This window comes from Streptomyces flavofungini, from assembly GCF_030388665.1.
Lineage (GTDB): Bacteria > Actinomycetota > Actinomycetes > Streptomycetales > Streptomycetaceae > Streptomyces > Streptomyces flavofungini_A.
On the sequence record NZ_CP128846.1, the window covers coordinates 7,921,025 to 7,940,119 of the forward strand.

Annotated in this window: 13 protein-coding genes; 7 read left to right on the top strand and 6 right to left on the bottom strand. The window is 73.8% G+C overall.

Annotated elements, in window-relative coordinates:
• The first annotated feature begins 17 nt into the window (after positions 1-17).
• From QUY26_RS34125 to QUY26_RS34145, 5 genes are all read left to right on the top strand, one after another.
• Entirely contained in the window at positions 18-722 is a 705-nt protein-coding gene (locus QUY26_RS34125) for a GntR family transcriptional regulator (protein WP_289953579.1), read from the top strand.
• A gap of 137 nt (positions 723-859) precedes the next feature.
• Positions 860-2,386: a hypothetical protein gene (locus tag QUY26_RS34130; protein WP_289953580.1), complete on the top strand. Its 1,527-nt coding sequence runs from the start codon at positions 860-862 to the stop codon at positions 2,384-2,386.
• On the top strand, positions 2,386-2,529 hold the full coding sequence (locus tag QUY26_RS34135; RefSeq protein ID WP_289953581.1) for a hypothetical protein: 144 nt from the start codon (positions 2,386-2,388) through the stop codon (positions 2,527-2,529). Before QUY26_RS34130 ends, QUY26_RS34135 begins: the two co-directional genes overlap by 1 nt.
• Positions 2,526-3,428 (top strand): hypothetical protein, encoded by a 903-nt coding sequence (locus QUY26_RS34140; RefSeq protein ID WP_289953582.1) that lies wholly within the window; start codon positions 2,526-2,528, stop codon positions 3,426-3,428. The genes QUY26_RS34135 and QUY26_RS34140 overlap by 4 nt, the downstream gene beginning before the upstream one ends.
• 110 nt (positions 3,429-3,538) lie before the next feature.
• The gene (locus QUY26_RS34145; RefSeq protein ID WP_289953583.1) at positions 3,539-8,371 is read left to right on the top strand and encodes a hypothetical protein; all 4,833 of its coding nucleotides are present in this window, start codon (positions 3,539-3,541) and stop codon (positions 8,369-8,371) included.
• On the opposite strand, the gene QUY26_RS34150 is transcribed toward QUY26_RS34145, so the two are convergent.
• From QUY26_RS34150 to QUY26_RS34170, 5 genes are all read right to left on the bottom strand, one after another.
• A complete protein-coding gene (locus QUY26_RS34150) occupies positions 8,349-9,467 on the bottom strand; it encodes an aromatic ring-hydroxylating oxygenase subunit alpha (protein ID WP_289953584.1) in 1,119 nt (372 codons plus the stop codon). The genes QUY26_RS34145 and QUY26_RS34150 overlap by 23 nt on opposite strands.
• A gap of 73 nt (positions 9,468-9,540) precedes the next feature.
• A complete protein-coding gene (gene solA, locus QUY26_RS34155) occupies positions 9,541-10,728 on the bottom strand; it encodes an N-methyl-L-tryptophan oxidase (RefSeq protein ID WP_289953585.1) in 1,188 nt (395 codons plus the stop codon).
• A gap of 5 nt (positions 10,729-10,733) precedes the next feature.
• Complete coding sequence (locus QUY26_RS34160) at positions 10,734-13,163, bottom strand: GcvT family protein (RefSeq protein WP_289956274.1); 2,430 nt, start codon at positions 13,161-13,163, stop codon at positions 10,734-10,736.
• 143 nt (positions 13,164-13,306) lie between these two features.
• Positions 13,307-14,392 (bottom strand): S-(hydroxymethyl)mycothiol dehydrogenase, encoded by a 1,086-nt coding sequence (locus tag QUY26_RS34165; protein WP_289953586.1) that lies wholly within the window; start codon positions 14,390-14,392, stop codon positions 13,307-13,309.
• 564 nt (positions 14,393-14,956) lie between these two features.
• On the bottom strand, positions 14,957-15,700 hold the full coding sequence (locus QUY26_RS34170) for an IclR family transcriptional regulator (RefSeq protein WP_436840546.1): 744 nt from the start codon (positions 15,698-15,700) through the stop codon (positions 14,957-14,959).
• 340 nt (positions 15,701-16,040) lie between these two features.
• Here QUY26_RS34170 and QUY26_RS34175 point away from each other — a divergent pair, with 340 nt between their 5' ends.
• Positions 16,041-16,472, top strand: a complete 432-nt coding sequence (locus QUY26_RS34175) for a bifunctional 3-phenylpropionate/cinnamic acid dioxygenase ferredoxin subunit (protein WP_289953588.1) — start codon at positions 16,041-16,043, stop codon at positions 16,470-16,472.
• Entirely contained in the window at positions 16,469-17,860 is a 1,392-nt protein-coding gene (locus QUY26_RS34180; RefSeq protein ID WP_289953589.1) for an NAD(P)/FAD-dependent oxidoreductase, read from the top strand. Before QUY26_RS34175 ends, QUY26_RS34180 begins: the two co-directional genes overlap by 4 nt.
• A 124-nt stretch (positions 17,861-17,984) precedes the next feature.
• Here the strand turns inward: QUY26_RS34180 and QUY26_RS34185 are convergent, their stop codons facing one another.
• The gene (locus tag QUY26_RS34185) at positions 17,985-18,428 is read right to left on the bottom strand and encodes a hypothetical protein (RefSeq protein WP_289953590.1); all 444 of its coding nucleotides are present in this window, start codon (positions 18,426-18,428) and stop codon (positions 17,985-17,987) included.
• Positions 18,429-19,095: the final 667 nt, after the last annotated feature.

The following is a 19,095-nucleotide window of genomic DNA, read 5'->3' on the forward strand; positions in this document are numbered from 1 at the left end:
TGAGGGGATGGCTGATCATGGCTGAACTGACCGGTCTCGCCGACGACCGCGCGCTCCTGGGACGCACCAGCACCGCGGAGCGGGTCGCGGACATCCTCCGCAGTCGCATCGCCGAGGGGTACTTCCCACCCGGCACCCGGCTGTCGGAGGACAGCATCGGCGGCGCGCTCGGCGTCTCCCGCAACACCCTCCGCGAGGCCTTCCGGCTGCTCACCCACGAGCGCCTGCTCGTCCACGAACTCAACCGCGGCGTCTTCGTGCGGGTCCTGACCGTCGAGGACGTCGAGGACATCTACCGCACCCGGCGCCTGGTCGAGTGCGCCGTCGTGCACGGCCTCGGCCGCCCGCCGTACGCCGTGGACGCGCTCGCCGCGGCCGTCGCCGCGGGCAGGGCCGCGGCGAGCCGCAGGGACTGGAAGGGCGTCTCCACGGCCAACATCCACTTCCACCGGGAGCTCGTCGCGCTCGCCGGGAGCGCCCGCACCGACGAGCTGATGCGCAGCGTCTTCGCCGAACTGCGCCTCGCCTTCCACGTGGTGGACGACCCGCGCCGCCTCCACGAGCCCTACCTGGTGCGCAACCAGGAGATTCTGGACGCACTCCGGGCGGGCCTCGGCCCGAAGGCCGAGCGGCTGCTCGGGATCTACCTGGACGACTCGCTCCAGGGCCTCGTCGACACCTACGCGCGCCGGGTGGCGGCGGGCGGGGCCGGGGCGGGCTGAGCCCGCCGGGGCGGGCCGGGGCAGGACGGGCGGGCCGGGGTGGCAGTGGCTCGTGTCGAGGTCCCGGGGCAGGTCGGAGCGGCGGGGCATCTGCGTCGTTTCGACCGTTGTCAGACCGAGGACCTAGTCTGTGCACCGTGACTTCGCCTGCCGTACCGGACTCCGTTCCGTCCCAGCTCAGCGCGGGGCCGCGGCCCGCGCCGGGCCCGGCCGCCGACGAGGGCCTGGCACGGCGCCTGCGCGCGCTCGCGTGCACGGCGCCGCTGCACGACCTGGACGCCCGCAAGGCGAACCTCGCGGGGGAGTATTCGGTGTACGCGATGGCGGAGGTGGCCCTCTCCGCCATCGACCTCGTCACGCTGAACATGGACTTCGACACGGGCGCCGACCACGACCAGGTCATCGCCCGGCTGCTGCCCCGCGTCGCCGCCCAGGCCCCGCGCCGCCCCACCGCCGAGCACGAGCGCGTCGCCCGCTGGGTCCTGGAGAACCTGATCAACGTGGGCAGCGTCGACCGCGGCTTCCGCGCGGTGTACGGCACCTTCGACCAGGACGGCACCTACGTCCGCAGGGACTACGACTTCAAGCTGATCGAGGAGGTCCCCGGCTACGGCGGCGGTGTCTGTCTGCGCACCACCGACGAGGCCGTGAACGTCCTCGTGGGCGCCCTCGACACCGACGTCACCAGCGCCCAGATCGCCGCCGAGGTGAAGCTCGAGGTCCTGATCAGCCGCGGCCGCCTCGCCGACGCCCAGCTCGCCGCCGAACAGGCGCGGTACCGCACCGTGCAGTACTCGGAGACCCTCCGCAGGGCCCTCGACGCGACCCGGCGCAACGTCCGCGCGGTGGACTGGCTCCAGTCCGTGCCTGACATGATCGCCGAGGCCCTGGACCACGTGGCCGACCGGTACCGCCACGAGAACGCGATCCTCACGAACATCCGCAAGGCACGCGACGAGTCCGAGGACCCCGAGCACAAGCGCCGCGCCGCCGAGCTCGTCGACATCGTCAAGGACTGCATCCGCCGCCACACCCAGCTCCAGTCCCGGCTCCTCGAAGCCGGTCCCCTCTTCCGCGCCGAACAGGACCGGCAGGCCTTCGCCACCCCCACCGCGCGGACGGGGCTCGACGTGTACGGCCAGTTGGTCGCCCCGATCCTGCCGCTCTCCGCCGAGCAGGCGATCCGCGTGACCGACGCCTTCTTCGCGCGCGGGACGGGGCTGCGCACGCCGGTGTCGGTGCGGGTCGGCGATCTCGTCGACATACTGCTCACGCCGCCGCAGGAGCGCGAGCACCTGGGCGCGGAGATGCCCGAGCCCGACCTCATCGCCACCCCCGACGACAGCCGCTTCAGCGAGGAGCAGCTGGCGAGTGCCATGGAACTGCTCGCGCTGCCGCCCGACGCGCCGCGCAGGCTCTCCGGGCTGCTCGCCGACGCCCGCCGCCGCGATCCCGAACTGCCCTACCTGGTCGCCCTCCTCGCCGTCCACGCCGCGAGCCCACCGGTCGGCACGGCCTACCGCCAGGGCGAGCAGCAACTCCTGTTCGCGGTGGACGACGGCACCGATCTCGACGACCCGGAGTTCGGCGGCGCCGACCTCATCGTCGGCACGGCGCTCCTGGACGCGGTCGGGATGGCGGCCGACCGGACGGAGGCGGCGTGATGACGGCGACCACCCAGACCGCACGACGCCGGCCGCACTCTCTGGGGACCATCGGCGCGCCCCCGCAGTACGCGCAGGCGGCCACCGGAACGCCCCCGCACCCCGTACGACCGACCGACCGCACCAAGGAGCCCCAGCCGTGACCGATCACCCCGCAGAGCACGCCGCGTGGGGCGAGCCGGACGCTGCGGCGGCCCCGGCGGCAGCCCCCGCGGGCGCCGCCGTCACCCCGGCCGACGCCGCCGACGCGGCCCGCCTCGTCGCGTTCGGGCTCCAGCCCAAGCTCCAGCCCGCCCGCGACCAGGAGTACGGCGAACTGCTCCGCAGGTACCGCGAGGACCCGCCCTTCGCCCGCCTCGCCGACGCCGTCGCGGCCGGGCTCGGCCTCGTCGTCCTGGAGGTGTCCCCGCGCGCGGGGATGGCGGTGACCGCCGCCGAGGACTCCGTGTTCGCCGTCCGCATGGGCGACTACGCCCGCCGCACGGCCGCCGACTCCACCGACCGCTTCCTGCACGGCCTCGCCCACCTCGCCGTCGCCGCCATGGCCTTCCCGCGCCCCGAGGACCTGGCTGACGACGGGTACATCGGCCGCGTCACCGTCAACGGCGTCGACGCGTACGTGCGGCAGGCCTGCCGCCGCCTGGAGGAGCGCGCCGAGGAGCAGGGCGAGAACACCGACCCGGCCTCGGACGCGCCGGGCCTGGAGTCCGCCTGGCGGATCTGGGCGCGCCGCAGCGCCACCGGCGCCACCAAGGACGCGCGCAGGCTCGCCGGTTCGACCACCGGCATCGTGGGCAAGGCCGCCGCGTTCCTCACCGACTCCGGGTTCCTCCAGCGCACCGGCGACGACTCCGGAGGGACCTACCGCACCACCGCGCGCTATCAGCTCCAGGTCCGCGACATGGCGGGCACGGCCGCCATGGCCGAACTCCTGGAGCTCGGCGTCGTGCCCGTCACCGACGGCTCCGCGACCCTGCTGCCCCCCGACGACACCGACGACCTGGAGCTCGCGGCCGACGCCGGCCTGCCCTTCCACTCCTGATCCACGCCTGATCCGCGCGGGACGGCATCCGGCCGCCCCGCCCGCGTCCACCGACGTTCCACCTGTTCCGTTTCTTCGTCCCGCACGACTTACGACGAGAGTCCGCCGCCATGTACGAGCTGTCCCGGGTCCGCCTCTACTCCATCGGCCCCGCCGGTGCGCGCTACGCCGACACCGTGCTGGACCTGCGCGGCGTCGGCGACGTGGTGCCCGACCCCGCGCCCGCGCAGGCGGAGTTCTTCGAGGAGGAGCCCGTCGGCCCGCCGCGCCGCCCGGCGCCCGCGGGCGTGCTCTTCCTGGAGAACGGCGGCGGCAAGTCCGTCCTGCTCAAGCTGATCTTCTCGGTGATGCTGCCGGGCCACCGGAACACGCTGGGCGGCGCCAGCTCCGGTGTGCTGCGCAAGTTCCTCCTGGCCGACGACTGCGGACACGTCGCCCTGGAGTGGCAGCACACCCTCACCGGTGAGTGCGTCGTCGTCGGCAAGGTGAGCGAGTGGCGCGGACGGCAGGTCTCCAACGACCCGCGGAAGTTCGCGGAGGCCTGGTACTCCTTCCGGCCCGGCCCCGGGCTCAGCCTGGACTCGCTTCCGGTCGCCGAGTCCACCGCCGTGCGGCCGTCCGTCGAGGGCGCGTCGGGCGCACAGGGACGACGGCGCACCATGAAGGGCTTCCGCGACGCCCTCATGGAGGCCACGAAGGCCTACCCGCACCTCGAAGTGCACTGGGAGGAGATCCACGACCGCTGGAACGAACACCTCGGGGACCTCGGCCTCGACCCCGAACTGTTCCGCTACCAGCGCGAGATGAACGCCGACGAGGGCGAGGCCGCCGGCCTGTTCGCCGTCAAGAAGGACTCCGACTTCACCGACCTGCTGCTGCGCGCCGTCACCGACACCCGGGACACGGACGGCCTCGCCGACCTGGTGCACGGCTTCGGCAACAAGCTGGGCCGCCGCGCCGAGCTGATCGCCGAGCGGGACTTCACCGCGGGCTCCGTGGACCTCCTCGGCCGCATCGTCGAGGCCGCGGACACCCGGGCACGCGCACGTGACGTGCACGCGGGCGCCGAGCGCCGCACCCGCACTCTCGCCCGCCGCCTGTCGGCCCGCGCCGTCGAGGAGCGCGGCCGCGCCGCCGAACTGGCCGAGCAGGTCACCGCCGCCGCGCACACCGTCACAGCCGCCGAGCAGGCCCGCGGCCGCTCCGCGCTCATCGCCGCCGAACTCGCCTACCGGCACGCCTCCCTGGCCCTCACCGTGGCCGAGAAGGCCGCCGCCGCCCAGCGCCGCGAGCTGGCGGACGCCCGCACGCTGCACTCCGCCTGGCAGGCCGCCGAGGCCGTCCTGCGCCACCGCGCCGCCGCCGACCGCTCCGCGCGCGTGGCCGCCGCCATCCGCGAGGCCGAGCGGGACGCCGCGCCCGCACTCGCCGCCCGCGCGAAGGCCGCCGCCGACCTCGTCCGCGCCCTGCACACCGCGGCCGAGGACGCCGAGGCGCACGCCAACGAGGAGGAGGAGCGCTCCGCCGCCCTCCAGGAGACCGGCGAGGCCTCACACCGCGACGCCACCACCGCCGCGACCGAGGCGCAGCGCGCCCGGAGCGAAGCCGGGCACCTGCGCCAGCGCCTCACCGAGGTCGAGCAGGAGACCGCCGAGGCCGTCCGCGCGGGCTGGCTCGACGACAGCACGCCCGACGCCGACCCGGCCCGCGCGGCGCTCGCCGCCAGCGACGCAGAGAAGACGGCGGTCGCCGCCTGGGACGAGGCCCGCGAGTCCGCACGTCGGGCCGCGGACCAGGCCAAGGAAGCCGCCGCCTCCGAGGCCCGTGCCGAGCTGACGGCCGCCCGCGCGGAGGACGCCGCGACGGCCGCCGAGCAGGCGTACGACGCGGAGAGCCGCACCGCCCGATCCCTCGCGCAGGACGAGCGCATCGCCGAACTCCTGGGCCTGCCGGGCGGATCCGGCGGGAGCGGGCACAGCGGGGTGCCGCAGCCCCGGCACGCCGGGACCGGGGCGGGCGAGGGCGCCCACGACGGGACGGGGACCGCCGGCGAGGGCGCGCGCGGTGCCCAGGGGGCGCACGGCGAGCACGGCACCCCGGGCGGAGGCGGCGCCCCGGACGGCGGAGGTACCAGCGCCGAAGGCGGCGTGCACGGCGGCCCCGCGCCGGACGCCGCCGCCACCTCGACCGCCGCAGGGCAGACCCTCGCCCCCGCCGCCCCCGGCCTCACCGCCACGGAGCTCGACCGCGGCGCCGACGACCTGAAGACCCTGCTCGACGACGGAGTGGCCGCCGCCGAACGGCAGTTGTTCGAGCTGCGGACCGCCGCCGCCGACGACTCCCGCATCCTCGGCGCGCTCGGCGACGGTGGCCTGCTGCCGCCCGGGCCCGACGTCCTCGCCACCGTCGAGTTCCTTGGAGAGCACGGCATTCCGGCCCTCCCGGGATGGCGGTATCTGGCCCAGGCAGTCGACCCCGCGGACCACGCCCGCGTCCTCGCCGCCCGCCCCGAGCTGGTCGACGGCGTCGTCATCACCGACCCGGACACACACGCCCGGGCGCGCGAAGCGCTCACCGGCGCCGCGCTCCTTCCGCGCTCCACGGTCGCCGTCGGCACCGCCGCCGCGCTGCTCGCGCCGGTGCCGCACGCCGACAGCGAGGCCGACGACGCCGGCGCCGTCTTCCTCGTACCGCCGAACCCGGCCATGCACGACGAGCACGCCGCCGACGAGGAGCGCCAGGCCCTGCGGGCGCGCGCCACCCGCCGCGACGAGGAGATCCGCGCGCTCGCCCTGCGCCTCGCCAAGGACCGTGAGCTGGCCGCGCGGCTCGCCTCCTGGCGGTCCGGCTGCCCCGCGGGCCGCCTCGCCGAGCTGGCCACGGCCGCCCGGGACGCGCGCGCCTTCGCCGAGGAGGCGGAGGCCGAGCTGGCCGAGGCCCGCACCACGCGCGCCGAGGCCGACGAGGCCGCCGCCGAAGCCGCCCGCGTGCGCGACGAGCGCCAGGAGGGCGCCCAGCGCGCCCGCCGCGCCGCCGACGCGCTCGCCGGACTCGCGTTCCGGCTGCGCGAGCGCGCCGGCTGGCAGACCAAGCTGCGCGAACTGGCCGACGACGCCGTCGAGTCGGAGGCCCGCGCCCAGTCCTGCCTCGAACGCGCCCGCGCCGCCGACGAGGACCGCCGCGCCGCCCAGCGCGCCGCCGACGACGCCCGCCGCACGGCGCGCGCCCTGCGTGCCGAGCGTGCCGAGATCGCGGGCGCCCCCGAGGACGTACCGCTGGACCAGGACGGCCCCAAGACCTCCCTGCCCGCCCTCCGCGAGGCCTACCGCGCGGCCTCGCAGCTGTACGAGAAGGTCGGCGTCGGCGCCGACCTGCGCGCCGAGCAGGCCCGCGCGGAGAGCGACGAGAGCGCCGCGCTCGCCGAGCTCGACCGGCTCAGCAACAAGGTGCGCACCCGCGCCGCCCAGCTCCTCGAAGGCACCGACGGCGCCGACGGGCCATCCCGGCAGGCCGCCGCCGCCCGCGCGGAGGCCCAGGTCCAGCTCATCGAGTCCCGCGCGGCCACCGCCAGCGAACAGCTCGGCCGACTGCGCGGCGAGGCCGAGCGGCACGCCCCCGAGGACGGCGAAGCGCACACCGACCTCCCCGAAGAGCTCGTACCGGCTGATGCCGAGCAGGCCCAGACCCTGCTGCGCACCGCCACGACCGAACTGGCCACCCACACCGAGGCCCTGAGCCAGGCCAAGGAGGCGCACGCCGCGCTCCTGCACACCCACCGTGCCACGGAGGACGCGGCCGGCGGGTTCGACGAGACGGCGGCGCTCCTGCGCGACCTGCTGCGCGAGCACCACGACACCGAGGACGACGAGCAGCCCGCGCCCCACCCGGGCACCCTGGAGGAGGCCCGCCAGGCCGCCGCCGAGGCCCGCCGCTCCCTGCGCGGCTGCGCCGCCGACCTGTCCGCCGCCGAGTCGGCCGTCCGTGAGGCGAGCGACGTCCTGGTCCGGCACGCCAACTCCACCCGCTACGAGCAGGTCCGCACCCCCGCCCGGCAGCAGATCCGCGAACTGCCCGCCTCCGCCCTGCCCGAGCACGCCAAGAAGTGGGCCGACGCCTTCGCGCCCCGTCTGCGGGTGCTCACCGACGAGCTGGAGCAGCTGGAGCGCAACCGCGACAGCATCGTCGACCGGCTGCGCGGCCTGGTCGAGTCGGCGCTCGCCACGCTCCGGTCAGCCCAGCGCCTGTCCCGGCTGCCCGAGGGCCTGGGGGAGTGGTCGGGCCAGGAGTTCCTGCGGGTCCGCTTCGACGAGCCCGACCAGGCGACGCTCACCGAGCGCCTGGGCGAGGTCATCGACGAGGCGACGCGCGCGGCCGTGAAGAAGAACTCGGACCTGCGCAGGGACGGCATGTCCTTGCTCCTCAGGGGAGTTCAGGCCGCCCTCGAACCGCGCGGCATCGCTGTGGAGATCCTCAAGCCGGACGCCGTCCTGCGCGCCGAGCGCGTCCCGGTCGGGCAGATGGGCGACGTGTTCTCCGGCGGTCAGCTGCTCACCGCCGCCATCGCCCTGTACTGCACGATGGCCGCCCTGCGCTCGAACGACCGGGGCCGCGACAAGCACCGGCACGCGGGCACGCTGTTCCTCGACAACCCCATCGGCCGCGCCAACGCCACGTATCTCCTGGAGCTGCAGCGGGCCGTCTCGGACGCACTCGGCGTCCAGCTGCTCTACACCACCGGCCTGTTCGACACGACAGCGCTCGCGGAGTTCCCGCTGGTCATCCGGTTGCGCAACGACGCGGACCTGCGCGCGGGCCTGAAGTACATCAGCGTCGAGGAGCACCTGCGGCCGGGCCTGCCGCAGGAGCAGCAGGCCCCGGCCGGGGAGACGGTGCACGGGGAGATCACGGCGACACGGATGTTCAAGAAGCCAGCCGCTGACTGAGCCAGTGGTGGAACACCCCGATGTGGTGCTCGGTCGGCACGAGCACGCCGCCCTGCCGGTAGGCGCGTGAGCTCATCGCGGGCTGGGTGCGCTCGCACGCCGCGAAGTCCTGCTCGTTGACCCGGTGGAACAGCTCGACCGACTTCGACAGATCCGCTCCGGAGGCGACGACGTCGGGTGCGTACAGCCAGTCGCACTCGACGACCGTGCGGTCCACGGCCAGCGGGAACATGCGGTGCAGGATCACATGGTCCGGGACGAGGTTGACGAACACGGCCGGTTTGACGGTGATGGCGTAGTAGCGGCGGTCCTGGTCGTCGGCGACCTCGGGCAGCCGCCCGAAGCCCGGGGAACCGTCCACAGTGAAGCCGCTGACGTCATCCCCGAAGGCGGCACCGTGCCCTACGTAGTACTGCGCCGCGAAGCCGTCGGCGAACTCCGGCAGGACGTCCGTCAGCTCGGGGTGGATCGTCGCGCAGTGGTAGCACTCCATGAAGTTCTCGACGATCAACTTCCAGTTGGCGCGCACCTCGTAGCGGACGCGGTGGCCGAGCGCCAGGTCCTGGGTGCGGTAGCGCTCGATCGACGCGGGGTCGCCGAGGCGCTCCCTGGCCTCGCCTATCACCGTGTCCTCGAAGGACGGCGGCGAGTCGGCCAGGCACACCCAGGCGTAGCCGAGCCACTCCCGCAGCGCGACCTCGACCAGGCCGTACGCGGACCGGTCGACGTCCGGCATCCGCGTCAGATTCGGCGCCGCGATCAGCCTGCCGTCCAGGTCGTACGTCCAGGCGTGGTACGGGCACTGGAGGCTGCGCCGGACCTGGCCCGCCTCGTCCGCGCACAGGCGGGCGCCGCGGTGGCGGCACACGTTCAGGAAGGCACGCAGGCCGCCGTCGCGGGCGCGGGTGATCAGGACGCTCTCCCGGCCGACCTGGACGGTGCGGTACGCGCCGGGACGGTCGAGGTCCGCGGAGCGCACGGCACAGCACCACAGGGCCTCGAAGAGGCGCTCCTGCTCCTGGCGGAAGACGTCGGGGTCGGTGTAGTAGTGGCCGGGCAGCGTCGCGATGAGGCTCGCGGAGACCTCTGTCGTCACGTCCGTACTCCTCAGACGGGCGCCGCGGCGGGCGCGGTTCGCTCTGACGGGCGCCCCGGGGGCGCGGGTTCGGTCAGACCGGTGCCGTGGCGGGCGCCGGATCCAGCGGGCCGGTGATCCGGCGGGGGTCGAACAGCTCGATGGGGTGCTCCGTGGTGCCGTCGAGCGCCAGGTCGGCGACGATCTCACCGACCACCGGCACGAATTTGAAGCCGTGCCCGGAGAAGCCGCAGGCCACCGTCACCGACTCCGGGTGCGCCGGATGGCGCGTGATGACGAAGTGCTCGTCGGGCGTCGTCGTGTACATACAGGTGGAGGCTTTCAACAGCCGCCCCGGGAGCAGCGGTATGTGCCGGGCCATGTGCTCGGCCATCGCCGCGACCTCGTGCGGATGGACCGTGCGGTCGATGGTCTCCGGCGTGCACACGGTGCCGTTGCGGAAGAACGCGACCTTCACCCCGAGGTCGGGGCCGTCGATCGAAGGGAAGCCGTAGACCTGGACGCCCGCCCGGTCCTCCCACACGTAGATCGGATGGTGCTCCGGCAGGAAGGGACCGACGCCGCCCGTCGGCTGGAACCAGTACATGATCTGCCGCTCGATGGTGAACGGCACCCCCAGGTCCGCGAGCAGCCCCGGCGCCCACGCACCCGGACAGATCACCAACTGGCCCGCGGTGTACGTGTCGTCGGCCGTGTGCACGCGCACCCCGTCGCGGTACGGCTCCCAGCGCGTCACCGGTTCCTCGAAGTGCAGGTCGGCGCCCTGGCGGGTGGCGAGCTGCAGATGCGCGGCGACTGTGTTCTCCGGCCGGACGAGACCCGCGCGCTCTTCGTAGAGCGCCACTTCGTCATCGCGCGGAGTGAGCGTCGGGAAGCGGCGGCGGATTTCCCGGGCGTCCAGCATCTCGTGCGGAAGCCCCCAGGTCTCGGCGGAGAGCCGTGCTCCGGAGACCACCCTTCCGTCCGGGGCGCCGACCATCACGCCGCCGCACAGGGTGGCGATGTCACGGCCGGTGTCCTGTTCGAGCTTCTCGTACAGCTCGTACGCGCGCAGCAGCAGCGGTACGTACGCGGGGTCCTCGAAGTACGACTGCCGCGTGACCCGGGAGCCGCCGTGGCTGGAGCCCCGCTGGTGCACGGGGCCGAACTTCTCCAGGCCGAGGACGCGGGCCCCGCGCGCGGACAGGTGGTGGGCGGCGGCGCTGCCCATGCCACCCAGGCCGATCACGATGACGTCATAGGTGGGGGTGGTGGGAGACACGACGGTCACCTCCGGATCCGGGTCATCTCGGGGTCGAAGAGCGGTTCGTCGGTGACGGTCGCGGAGACCTTCTCGCCGAAGTACTCGATGTGCGTGCTCGTCCCGGCGGGCAGCGGCGGCAGCCAGGCGTACGCGACGCAGCGGCCCAGCGTGTAGCCGTACGCGGCGCTGGTGACGTATCCGGCGGGCGCGGCGTCGGCCGGGTCCGCGTGGACGGGCTCCTTGCCGAGGACCACGGCGGCCGGGTCGTCCAGGAGCAGCGCGGTGAGCCTGCGGGTGAGGGGGCCGCGCCGCTCGAGGGCCGCGCGCCCCACGAAGTCGCCCTTGTCCATGCGGACGGCGAAGCCGAGGCCCGCCTCGAAGGGGTCGTGCTCCGTGGTCATGTCCTGGCCCCAGGCGCGGTAGCCCTTCTCCAGGCGCAGGCTGTTGAAGGCGCTGCGCCCGGCCGCGACGACACCGAGGTCCCGGCCGGCCTCCCAGAGCGTGTCCCACAGGCGCAGGCCGAGGTCGGCGCTGGTGTACAGCTCCCAGCCCAACTCGCCCACGTAGCTCAGCCGCATCGCCGTCACCGGCACATGGCCGATGTGGGTCTCACGGGCCTTGAAGTAGCCGAAGGCCTCGTGCGAGAAGTCGTCGCGGGTCAGCGGTTGGACGAGGGCGCGGGCGAGTGGCCCCCACACGCCGACGCAGCACGTCCCCTGGGTGATCTCCCTGATGTGCACGTCGTCGGGCGCGTGCGACCGTAGCCAGGTGAGATCGGCGGGGGAGTTGGCGCCGACCTGGAAGCGGCCGGGGGCGAGCCGTGCCACGGTCAGGTCGGAGCGGATGCCGCCCGCCTCGTCCAACAGGAGGGTGTAGGTGACCGAACCGGGCTTCTTGCGAAGGTTGTTGGTGGTCATGCGCTGAAGGAAGCCGAGCGCTCCGGGGCCGGTGACCTCCAGGCGGCGCAGCGGCGTCATGTCGTACAGCGCGACCCGCTCGCGGGTGGCACGCGCCTCGGCAGCGGCGACCGGCGACCAGTACCGTCCGGACCAGCCGTCCCGCTCGGGCACGTCCACGTCGGCGGCGAGCGCGGCGTTGGCCTCGTACCAGTGGGGCCGCTCCCAGCCCCCGCCCTCCAGGAACACCGCGCCCAACTCCTGCTGGCGGGCGTGGAACGGGCTGACGCGCAGGGGGCGCGGCTCGTCCGGGGGCTGGAGCGGATGGACGACGTCGTACACCTCGACGAACTGCCGCGCGCCGCGCTCGGCCACATAAGCGGGGGAGCGCTGGGCGTCCTCGAAGCGGGTCGGGTCGCAGTCGTGCGCGTCGACGGCGGGCCTGCCGTCGACCATCCACTCGGCGACGGCCTTGGCCGCGCCCGCGGAGTGCGTGACCCACACCGCCTCGGCGAGCCAGAAGCCACGCAGCGCCGGGGCCTCACCGAGCAGCGGCATGCCGTCCGGCGTGAAGGAGAAGACACCGTTGAACCCCTCATCGACGGCCGACTCCTTGAGCGCGGGCAGCAGCCCGCAGCAGTCCTGCCAGCTCGGCGCGAAGTCCTCCTCGGTGAAGGGATACGAGGACGGCATCGCCAGACCGCGGTCCTTCGCCTCGTCGTACGCGGGCACGGCGAACGGGTCCACCGGCAGCGGGCGATGGGCGTAGGAGCCGATGCCGATGCGGTCCGTGTGCTCACGGAAGTACAGGTCGCGGTCCTGGAAGCGGAGGATCGGCAGGGACGCCTCGGCCCGTGGGTCGTTCCGGCCCGCGAGCTCAGGCAGGGGGTGGGTCCGCGCGTACTGGTGGGCGAGCGGCTGCAGCGGTACGTCGACGCCCGCCATCCGGCCGATCACCGGCCCCCAGAAGCCCGCGGCCGACACGACGTGGTCGGCGGGGAAGGTGCCGCGGTCGGTGACCACAGCGGTGACCCGGCCCTCCGCGCGCTCGATGCCGGTGACCGTGTGCCGCTCCAGGAAGCGGGCGCCCCGGCGGGTCGCCCGGTCGAGCTGCGCACGGCAGGCGAGGACGGCGCGGGCCAGGCCGTCGTCGGGCGTGTGCAGGCCGCCGAGCACCTGGCCGGTGTCGAGCAGCGGCCACAGCTCCTTGCAGCGCGTGGCGTCGACCAGTTCGGCGCGAATGCCCCAGGACGCGGCCAGGCCCGCCTTGCGGCGCAGGTCGGCCCAGCGCTCCGGAGTGGTGGCCAGCTCCAGGCCGCCGACCGGGTTGAAGCAGGAGAGCCCGTCCACGGTCAGCTCGCCGAACTTCCGCACGGTGTAGGCGGCGAACTCGCTGAGCGTCTTGGACGGGCTGGTCTGGAAGACGAGCCCGGGCGCGTGCGACGTGGAGCCGCCCGGGGCGGGCAGCGGCCCCTGTTCGAGGACGGTGACGTCGGTCCAGCCCCGGGCGGTCAACTCGTCGGCGAGGGAGCAGCCGACGATTCCGGCGCCGATGATGACGACTCGGGGAGTGGCGGATTCGGGGCCGCGGGGCGTGGGCGTGCTTGTGGGGGTGGGCGGGGTCGTGGGTGCGGGCGCGGGGGTGTCGCGCACGCCGGGGGAGTTCGGGTCGGGGGAGTGCGGGTCGGGTCGTACGCCGGTCACAGGACCACCACCGATCGCAGCACCTCGCCGCGCTGCATCCTGGCGAACGCGTCCTCGACCTCGTCGAGGGCGATCTTCTCCGTCACGAAGGCTCCGAGGTCGAGCCTGCGGCTGAGGTACTGGTCGACGAGCAGGGGGAAGTCCCGTGTGGGCAGACAGTCGCCGTACCAGGAGGACTTGAGCGCGCCGCCGCGCGAGAACAGGTCGATCAGCGGCAGTTCGACGGCCATCGCCGGGTCGGGCACGCCGACCTGGACGAGGACGCCCGCGTGGTCGCGCATGTAGAAGGCCTGCCTGTACGTCTCGGGGATCCCGACCGCGTCGATGGCGACGTCGACGCCGAAGCCGCCGGTGAGCCCGCGCACCGCCTCGACGGGATCGGTGCCCCGGGAGTTGACGGTGTGGGTGGCGCCGAAGCGGGTGGCCCCGTCGAGCTTGGCGTCGTCGATGTCGACGGCGATCACGCGCCGGGCCCCGGCGAGCGAGGCCCCGGCGATCGCGGCGCAGCCGACGCCGCCGCAGCCGATGACGGCGACCGTGTCGCCGCGCCCCACGTTCCCCGTGTTCACGGCGGCCCCGTACCCGGCCATCACTCCGCAGCCGATCAGTCCCGCCGCCTCCGGCCGGGCCGCCGGGTCCACCTTCACGGCCTGGCCGGCGGCGACGAGCGTCTTCTCGGCGAAGGCGCCGATGCCGAGCGCGGCGCTCAGCGGAGTGCCGTCGAGCAGAGTCATGGGCTGTGCCGCGTTGCGGGAGTCGAAGCAGTACCAAGGGCGTCCGCGCAGGCAGGAGCGGCACGTTCCACAGGGGGCGCGCCAGGCGATGACCACGTAGTCGCCGGGCACCAGACCGCCGGCGTCGGCGCCGACCGCCTCGACGGTACCGGCGGCCTCATGGCCGAGCAGGAACGGGAAGTCGTCGGAGATCGCGCCTTCCCGGTAGTGCAGATCGGTGTGGCAGACCCCGCAGGCCTGCACGGAGACAAGTACCTCTCCCGGTCCGGGATCCGGCACGACGATCGTCTGCACCTCGATGGGTGCGCCCTTCTTCGCGGCGACGACGCCACGGACCTCGTGTGGCACGGCCAGGCTCCTCGACTTGGGTCGTCTTGTTGCGTACTCCACGATCAGTTGCGCTATGAGAGACATCGTGAGAGCGACATCAAGGAGCCGTCAAGGGTCCGGAGTGAACCCTCGGCAAAACGCTATGGGTGTCGCGAAACGGGTCCGGGGGAGGGCGGGGGCGGACGTTTCGGCGGCGTGGTGGGCGGCTGTTGGGCGCGGTGCGGGGCGGGGTGGTTGGCTTGGCGGCGCGGCGCGGCGCGGCGGGGCGGTGGGCTGGCGGTGCGGTGGGGCCTGGCGGCGCGAGGTGGCGCGGCGCGATGTGAGGTGGCCGGGGCGCGGTGCCGAGTGGACGGCGCGGTGCGTGGCGTCCGGGCCCTCAAGAATCCGACCCCCGAGGAGTGGCGCCCAGGTGGAGGCGCCAAGCCAGGGGGCGAGGCGGGGCGTCGGCGTGGGGGTGAGGCGGGGGCGCTGAGGTGGGGGCGCCCCGGCGGGGCGGCAAGGAGGACGGGCGGGGCGTGCGGCGGAACGTGGGGCGCCGGGGGGGCGGGCCGCGCCCCCGGCGTGCCCCCGCAGCCGCAGCCGTCAGAACCCGTAGCCCATCCGGCGCGACAGCTCGACCGCCGCCGCGACCGTGCGCTTGGCCAGCTCGGTGAGCCGGTCCTCCGTCAGCCGATACACCGGCCCGGAGGCGCTCAGCGCCCCGATGACCTTGCCGTCGTGCGCCCGCACCGGGGCCGCCACGGCGGCGAGCCCGACCTCGAGCTCTTCCACGGCGATCGCGAAACCCTGCTGGACGACGGCCTCCAGTTCGCGGCGCAGCGCCACCGTCCCGGTCACCGTGTGCTCGGTGAGGCGGGGCAGCGTGCGGGCGATCTGGCCCTCGCGCAGGGTGGTCGGCAGGTGCGCGAGCAGGACCTTTCCGCTGGAGGTGGCGTGCAGCGGGGTGCGTCGGCCGAGCCAGTTCTGGGCGGTCACGGACGCGGGGCCGCGGGCCTGCATGATGTTGACGGCGGCGTCGTCGTCGAGGACGGCGATGTTGACCGTCTCGCCCAGCTCGTTCGCCAGCTCGCGGCAGACCGGGCCGCCCTCCTGGGAGATGTCCATCCGCACGGCCGCCGCCCCGGCGAGGCGCAGGACGCCCGCGCCGAGGAAGTACTTGCCACGGTCCTTCGCCTGCCCGACGAGCCCCCGGTTCTCGAGCACACCGAGCAGCCGGAACGCCGTCGACTTGTGCACCCCCAGCTCGTCGGCGATCTCCGTGACCCCGGCCTCGCCGTGCCGGGCGAGGATCTCGAGGACGCTCACCGCGCGGTCCACGGACTGCACGGAACCAGCAGGAGCCTTGGCCTGCGGCTCACGCGGCTCGCGCGCCTCCCGGGGCTTTTCGTGCTCTTCCGCGCGCCCTTTCCGGCGCTTCTCCTGGGCTGCTCCCTGCTGCGGCTCCTCGTTCTGGCCAGGCTGTTTCCGCGTGCGGGTCATATCTCAACTCTCACCACTCGGCGGCCTCTCGGAGCCGCGTCCCAGGGAGCCCCTTGACGCGATGGGCATCCCACCGGATTCTGTTGCGCATAGCGCTCTCTGGTGCGCCATATGAAACTGCATGCTACCGAAGAGTCCTTGGCCCGAACGGTCCCGGACCGGGCCGACCGATTCCAGAGGAGGGCCCGTGATTCCCGTCTGCCGCCTTGAAGACCTCCCCGCAGGTGAGTCCGTCCGTCTCGACACCACACCTCCCGTCGCGGTGTTCAACGCCGACGGCGCCCTGTACGCCGTCGACGACACCTGCAGTCACCAGGACGCTTCCCTCTCCGAAGGCTGGCTGGAGGGCTGTCTGGTCGAATGCCCACTGCACGCCGCCTCATTCGATCTCCGGACCGGAGAGCCGACGTGTCTGCCTGCCCGCCGACCGGTGCGCACCCACCGCGTGAGCGTGGTCGACGGAACCATCCATGTCCACCTGACCGACCCGACCGTCACCCCCGTCCCGGCCTCCGCTCCCCTCACGGCAGCCGCCTCCTTGTCCGCCCCCGCCTCCCTCGCCGCCTCCGGCTCCAGCGCCGGGCGAGCCCCGATGACCGGTGAGGGATCCGCCGCATGAACACCGTCACCGTCGTCGGTGCCTCCCTCGCCGGGCTCTACGCGGCGCGCGAACTGCGTGCCCAGGGTTTCGACGGCCGCCTCGTGATGGTCGGCGCCGAACCGTACCTGCCGTACGACCGCCCACCCCTCTCCAAAAGCTTCCTCACGGCCACGGCCACGACCGCGGTCACGGATGCGAGCACGATCACTGCCCTGGATGCGGCCACCCCCACCGTCACAGACCGCGCCACCGGTACCGCGGCCCACCCCCCGTACGCATCCGCCCCAGAAGACCACCTCGCCCTCACCGACCCCGAAGAGATCGCCGACCTCGCCGCCGAATGGCTGCTAGGCACCCGCGCGACCGGCCTCGATCAGCGCGGTCGCGCCGTCCTCCTCGACGACGGTCGCACGGTCGTCACCGACGGTGTGGTGGTCGCGACCGGGGCGTCGGCGCGCCGCCTGCCGGGCCCACAGCCCGCGGGCGTCCACACCCTGCGTACGCTCGCCGACGCCCGCGCCCTGCGCGCCGACCTGACGTGTGGCCCCCGCCGGGTCGTGGTCATCGGCGGTGGCTTCATCGGCGCGGAGACCGCGTCGTCGTGCGTCGCCCTCGGCCATGACGTCACGGTCGTCGAGGCAGCCCCGCTGCCCCTGCTTCCCCAACTGGGCCCGGACATGGCTCTGTTCTGCGCCGACCTGCACCGTAAGGGGGGTGCTCGCCTGCTCACCGGCACCGGTGTGGCGGGCCTGCACCGCATGGCCCCCGCCTCAGCGTCCGGTGTCGCGGACCCGGGGACCCCCCGGCTCGGACCCTCCAACCGCGCCCCCTCCAGCCCCTCCGGCATCTCCGACCGTCCCGACCCCTCGGACCGTCCCGACCTCTCCGGCCACGTCACCGCAGTCGAGCTGTCCGACGGCCGCGTCCTCCCCGCTGACGTGGTCGTCGTCGGCATCGGTGCTGTCCCCAACACCAGCTGGCTCTCCGGCACGTCACTCACCGTGAGTGACGGCGTCCTGTGCGACGGTGGCTGCGTCACCTCTCTCGCACAGGTGGTCGCCGTGGGAGACGTCGCCCGTGTCGATGGCGTCCGCGCCGAACACTGGACGAGTGCGACGGAGCAACCCCGCGTCGCCGTCCGCAACTTGCTCGCCGCCCGGACCGTGGAGCCCGTCGCCGCACTGCCCTACTTCTGGTCCGATCAGTACGGGTCCCGTATTCAGTTCGCAGGACACCGCCTCGCCGACGCCACCGTGCGCATCGCGGAAGGCAGCCCGGACGACGGCGGCTTCCTCGCGCTGTACGAACACGCGGGCCGGGTGACAGCCGCGCTGGCGGTCGACTGCCCTCGCCCGTTCATGAGGGCTCGACGGGAGCTGCGGGTCCGGCAGGCAACCGCTGCCTGACCCGGTCCCTTTGACCACTGCCGACGGTTCCTGGCCGCAGACCGCAGACCGCAGACCGCAGACCGCAGACCGCAGACCGCAGACCGCAGCGACCGAGCCCGCCCACCCGCCGACTCAATCGCGCTCAGGAGTGGGACAGTTGCCCCTGCCCACTCCGGCTTCCTATGCCCTCCTTGGCGCGGGCGGCCGCGCGTTCCTGGCGGCGGGCGCGACGCCGCTCACGCCGCAGTCTGCGTGCCGTGCTGCTGGGCATCGAGACCACGCCGTTGCGCTGGTTCCACACCTGGCGGGTCACCCAGACGTCACAGACGGCCCACGTCGCGACGACCGTGCTGGCCACGCTGCTCAACACCATGGGGAAGGCCAGCCAGGACTCGGCCATCGCGCAGAAGAACGCCGTCATCGCCTGGATGAGGGTCAAGGACACGATGAGCACGGCCCGCACGGCCGCCGTGCGCACAGGGTCGGGCAGCCGCGGCCGACGCGCGGGCTCGTCGACCCACAGGGGACGCCGCCCCGCGTACTCGCCGTGCTCCAGCGCCTCGAAGTGGCCCCGCTGCTCCGACACATCCCCGTACTCGCGGCCGTCCGTGTGCTCACGGACGTCGGCGTGTTCGCGGTCATCCGCACTCCGGGATCCCGCAGACTGACCCGAACTCCGGGATCCCGCACACTGACCCGAACTCCGGGGTCCCGCAGGCTGATCCGCGGTCCCCGACTTCTCACCCCGCCCGGTCGCTCTGACCGCGCCGTCCTGGGGCCTTCCGCTCTTTCTCTCCACAAGTCGCGCGCTCTCCGTGAACGGCTTGGCGGAGGCCTCCCTCGCCTTCCGTCGCCCCCCTGACCCCCTGTCCGCCTTCACGGAACTCTCGTTCGTCTTCGTCTTCGCCTTCACCTCCGCGCTCGCCGCTCCGGCGCTCGCGGACTTCTCGGACGCCCCGCTCGCCGACGTCCGCTGGCGTTCTGTCGTACCCATCAATTGGTCCCTCCCCCCGGCTGTCCTGCTCCAGCCGCCGCTCTGCCCGTGCCTCGCGGCCGGCCGATCGAGAGCTCTCATGTCCGACTCTCCGCCTTGCTGCCCGTTTTACGCTGCTTTACGCCGTGCCGCTAGGCCTCGGCCGCGCAGCCGTCCGCCGTCGCCACCTGTATCCGCCTCTTGTGCCCCCGCACCCTCCGGCGCCCGCGCCACTCGGCCCCCGCGTGCACCCGCTCTCGTACTGATCGACGAATGGATG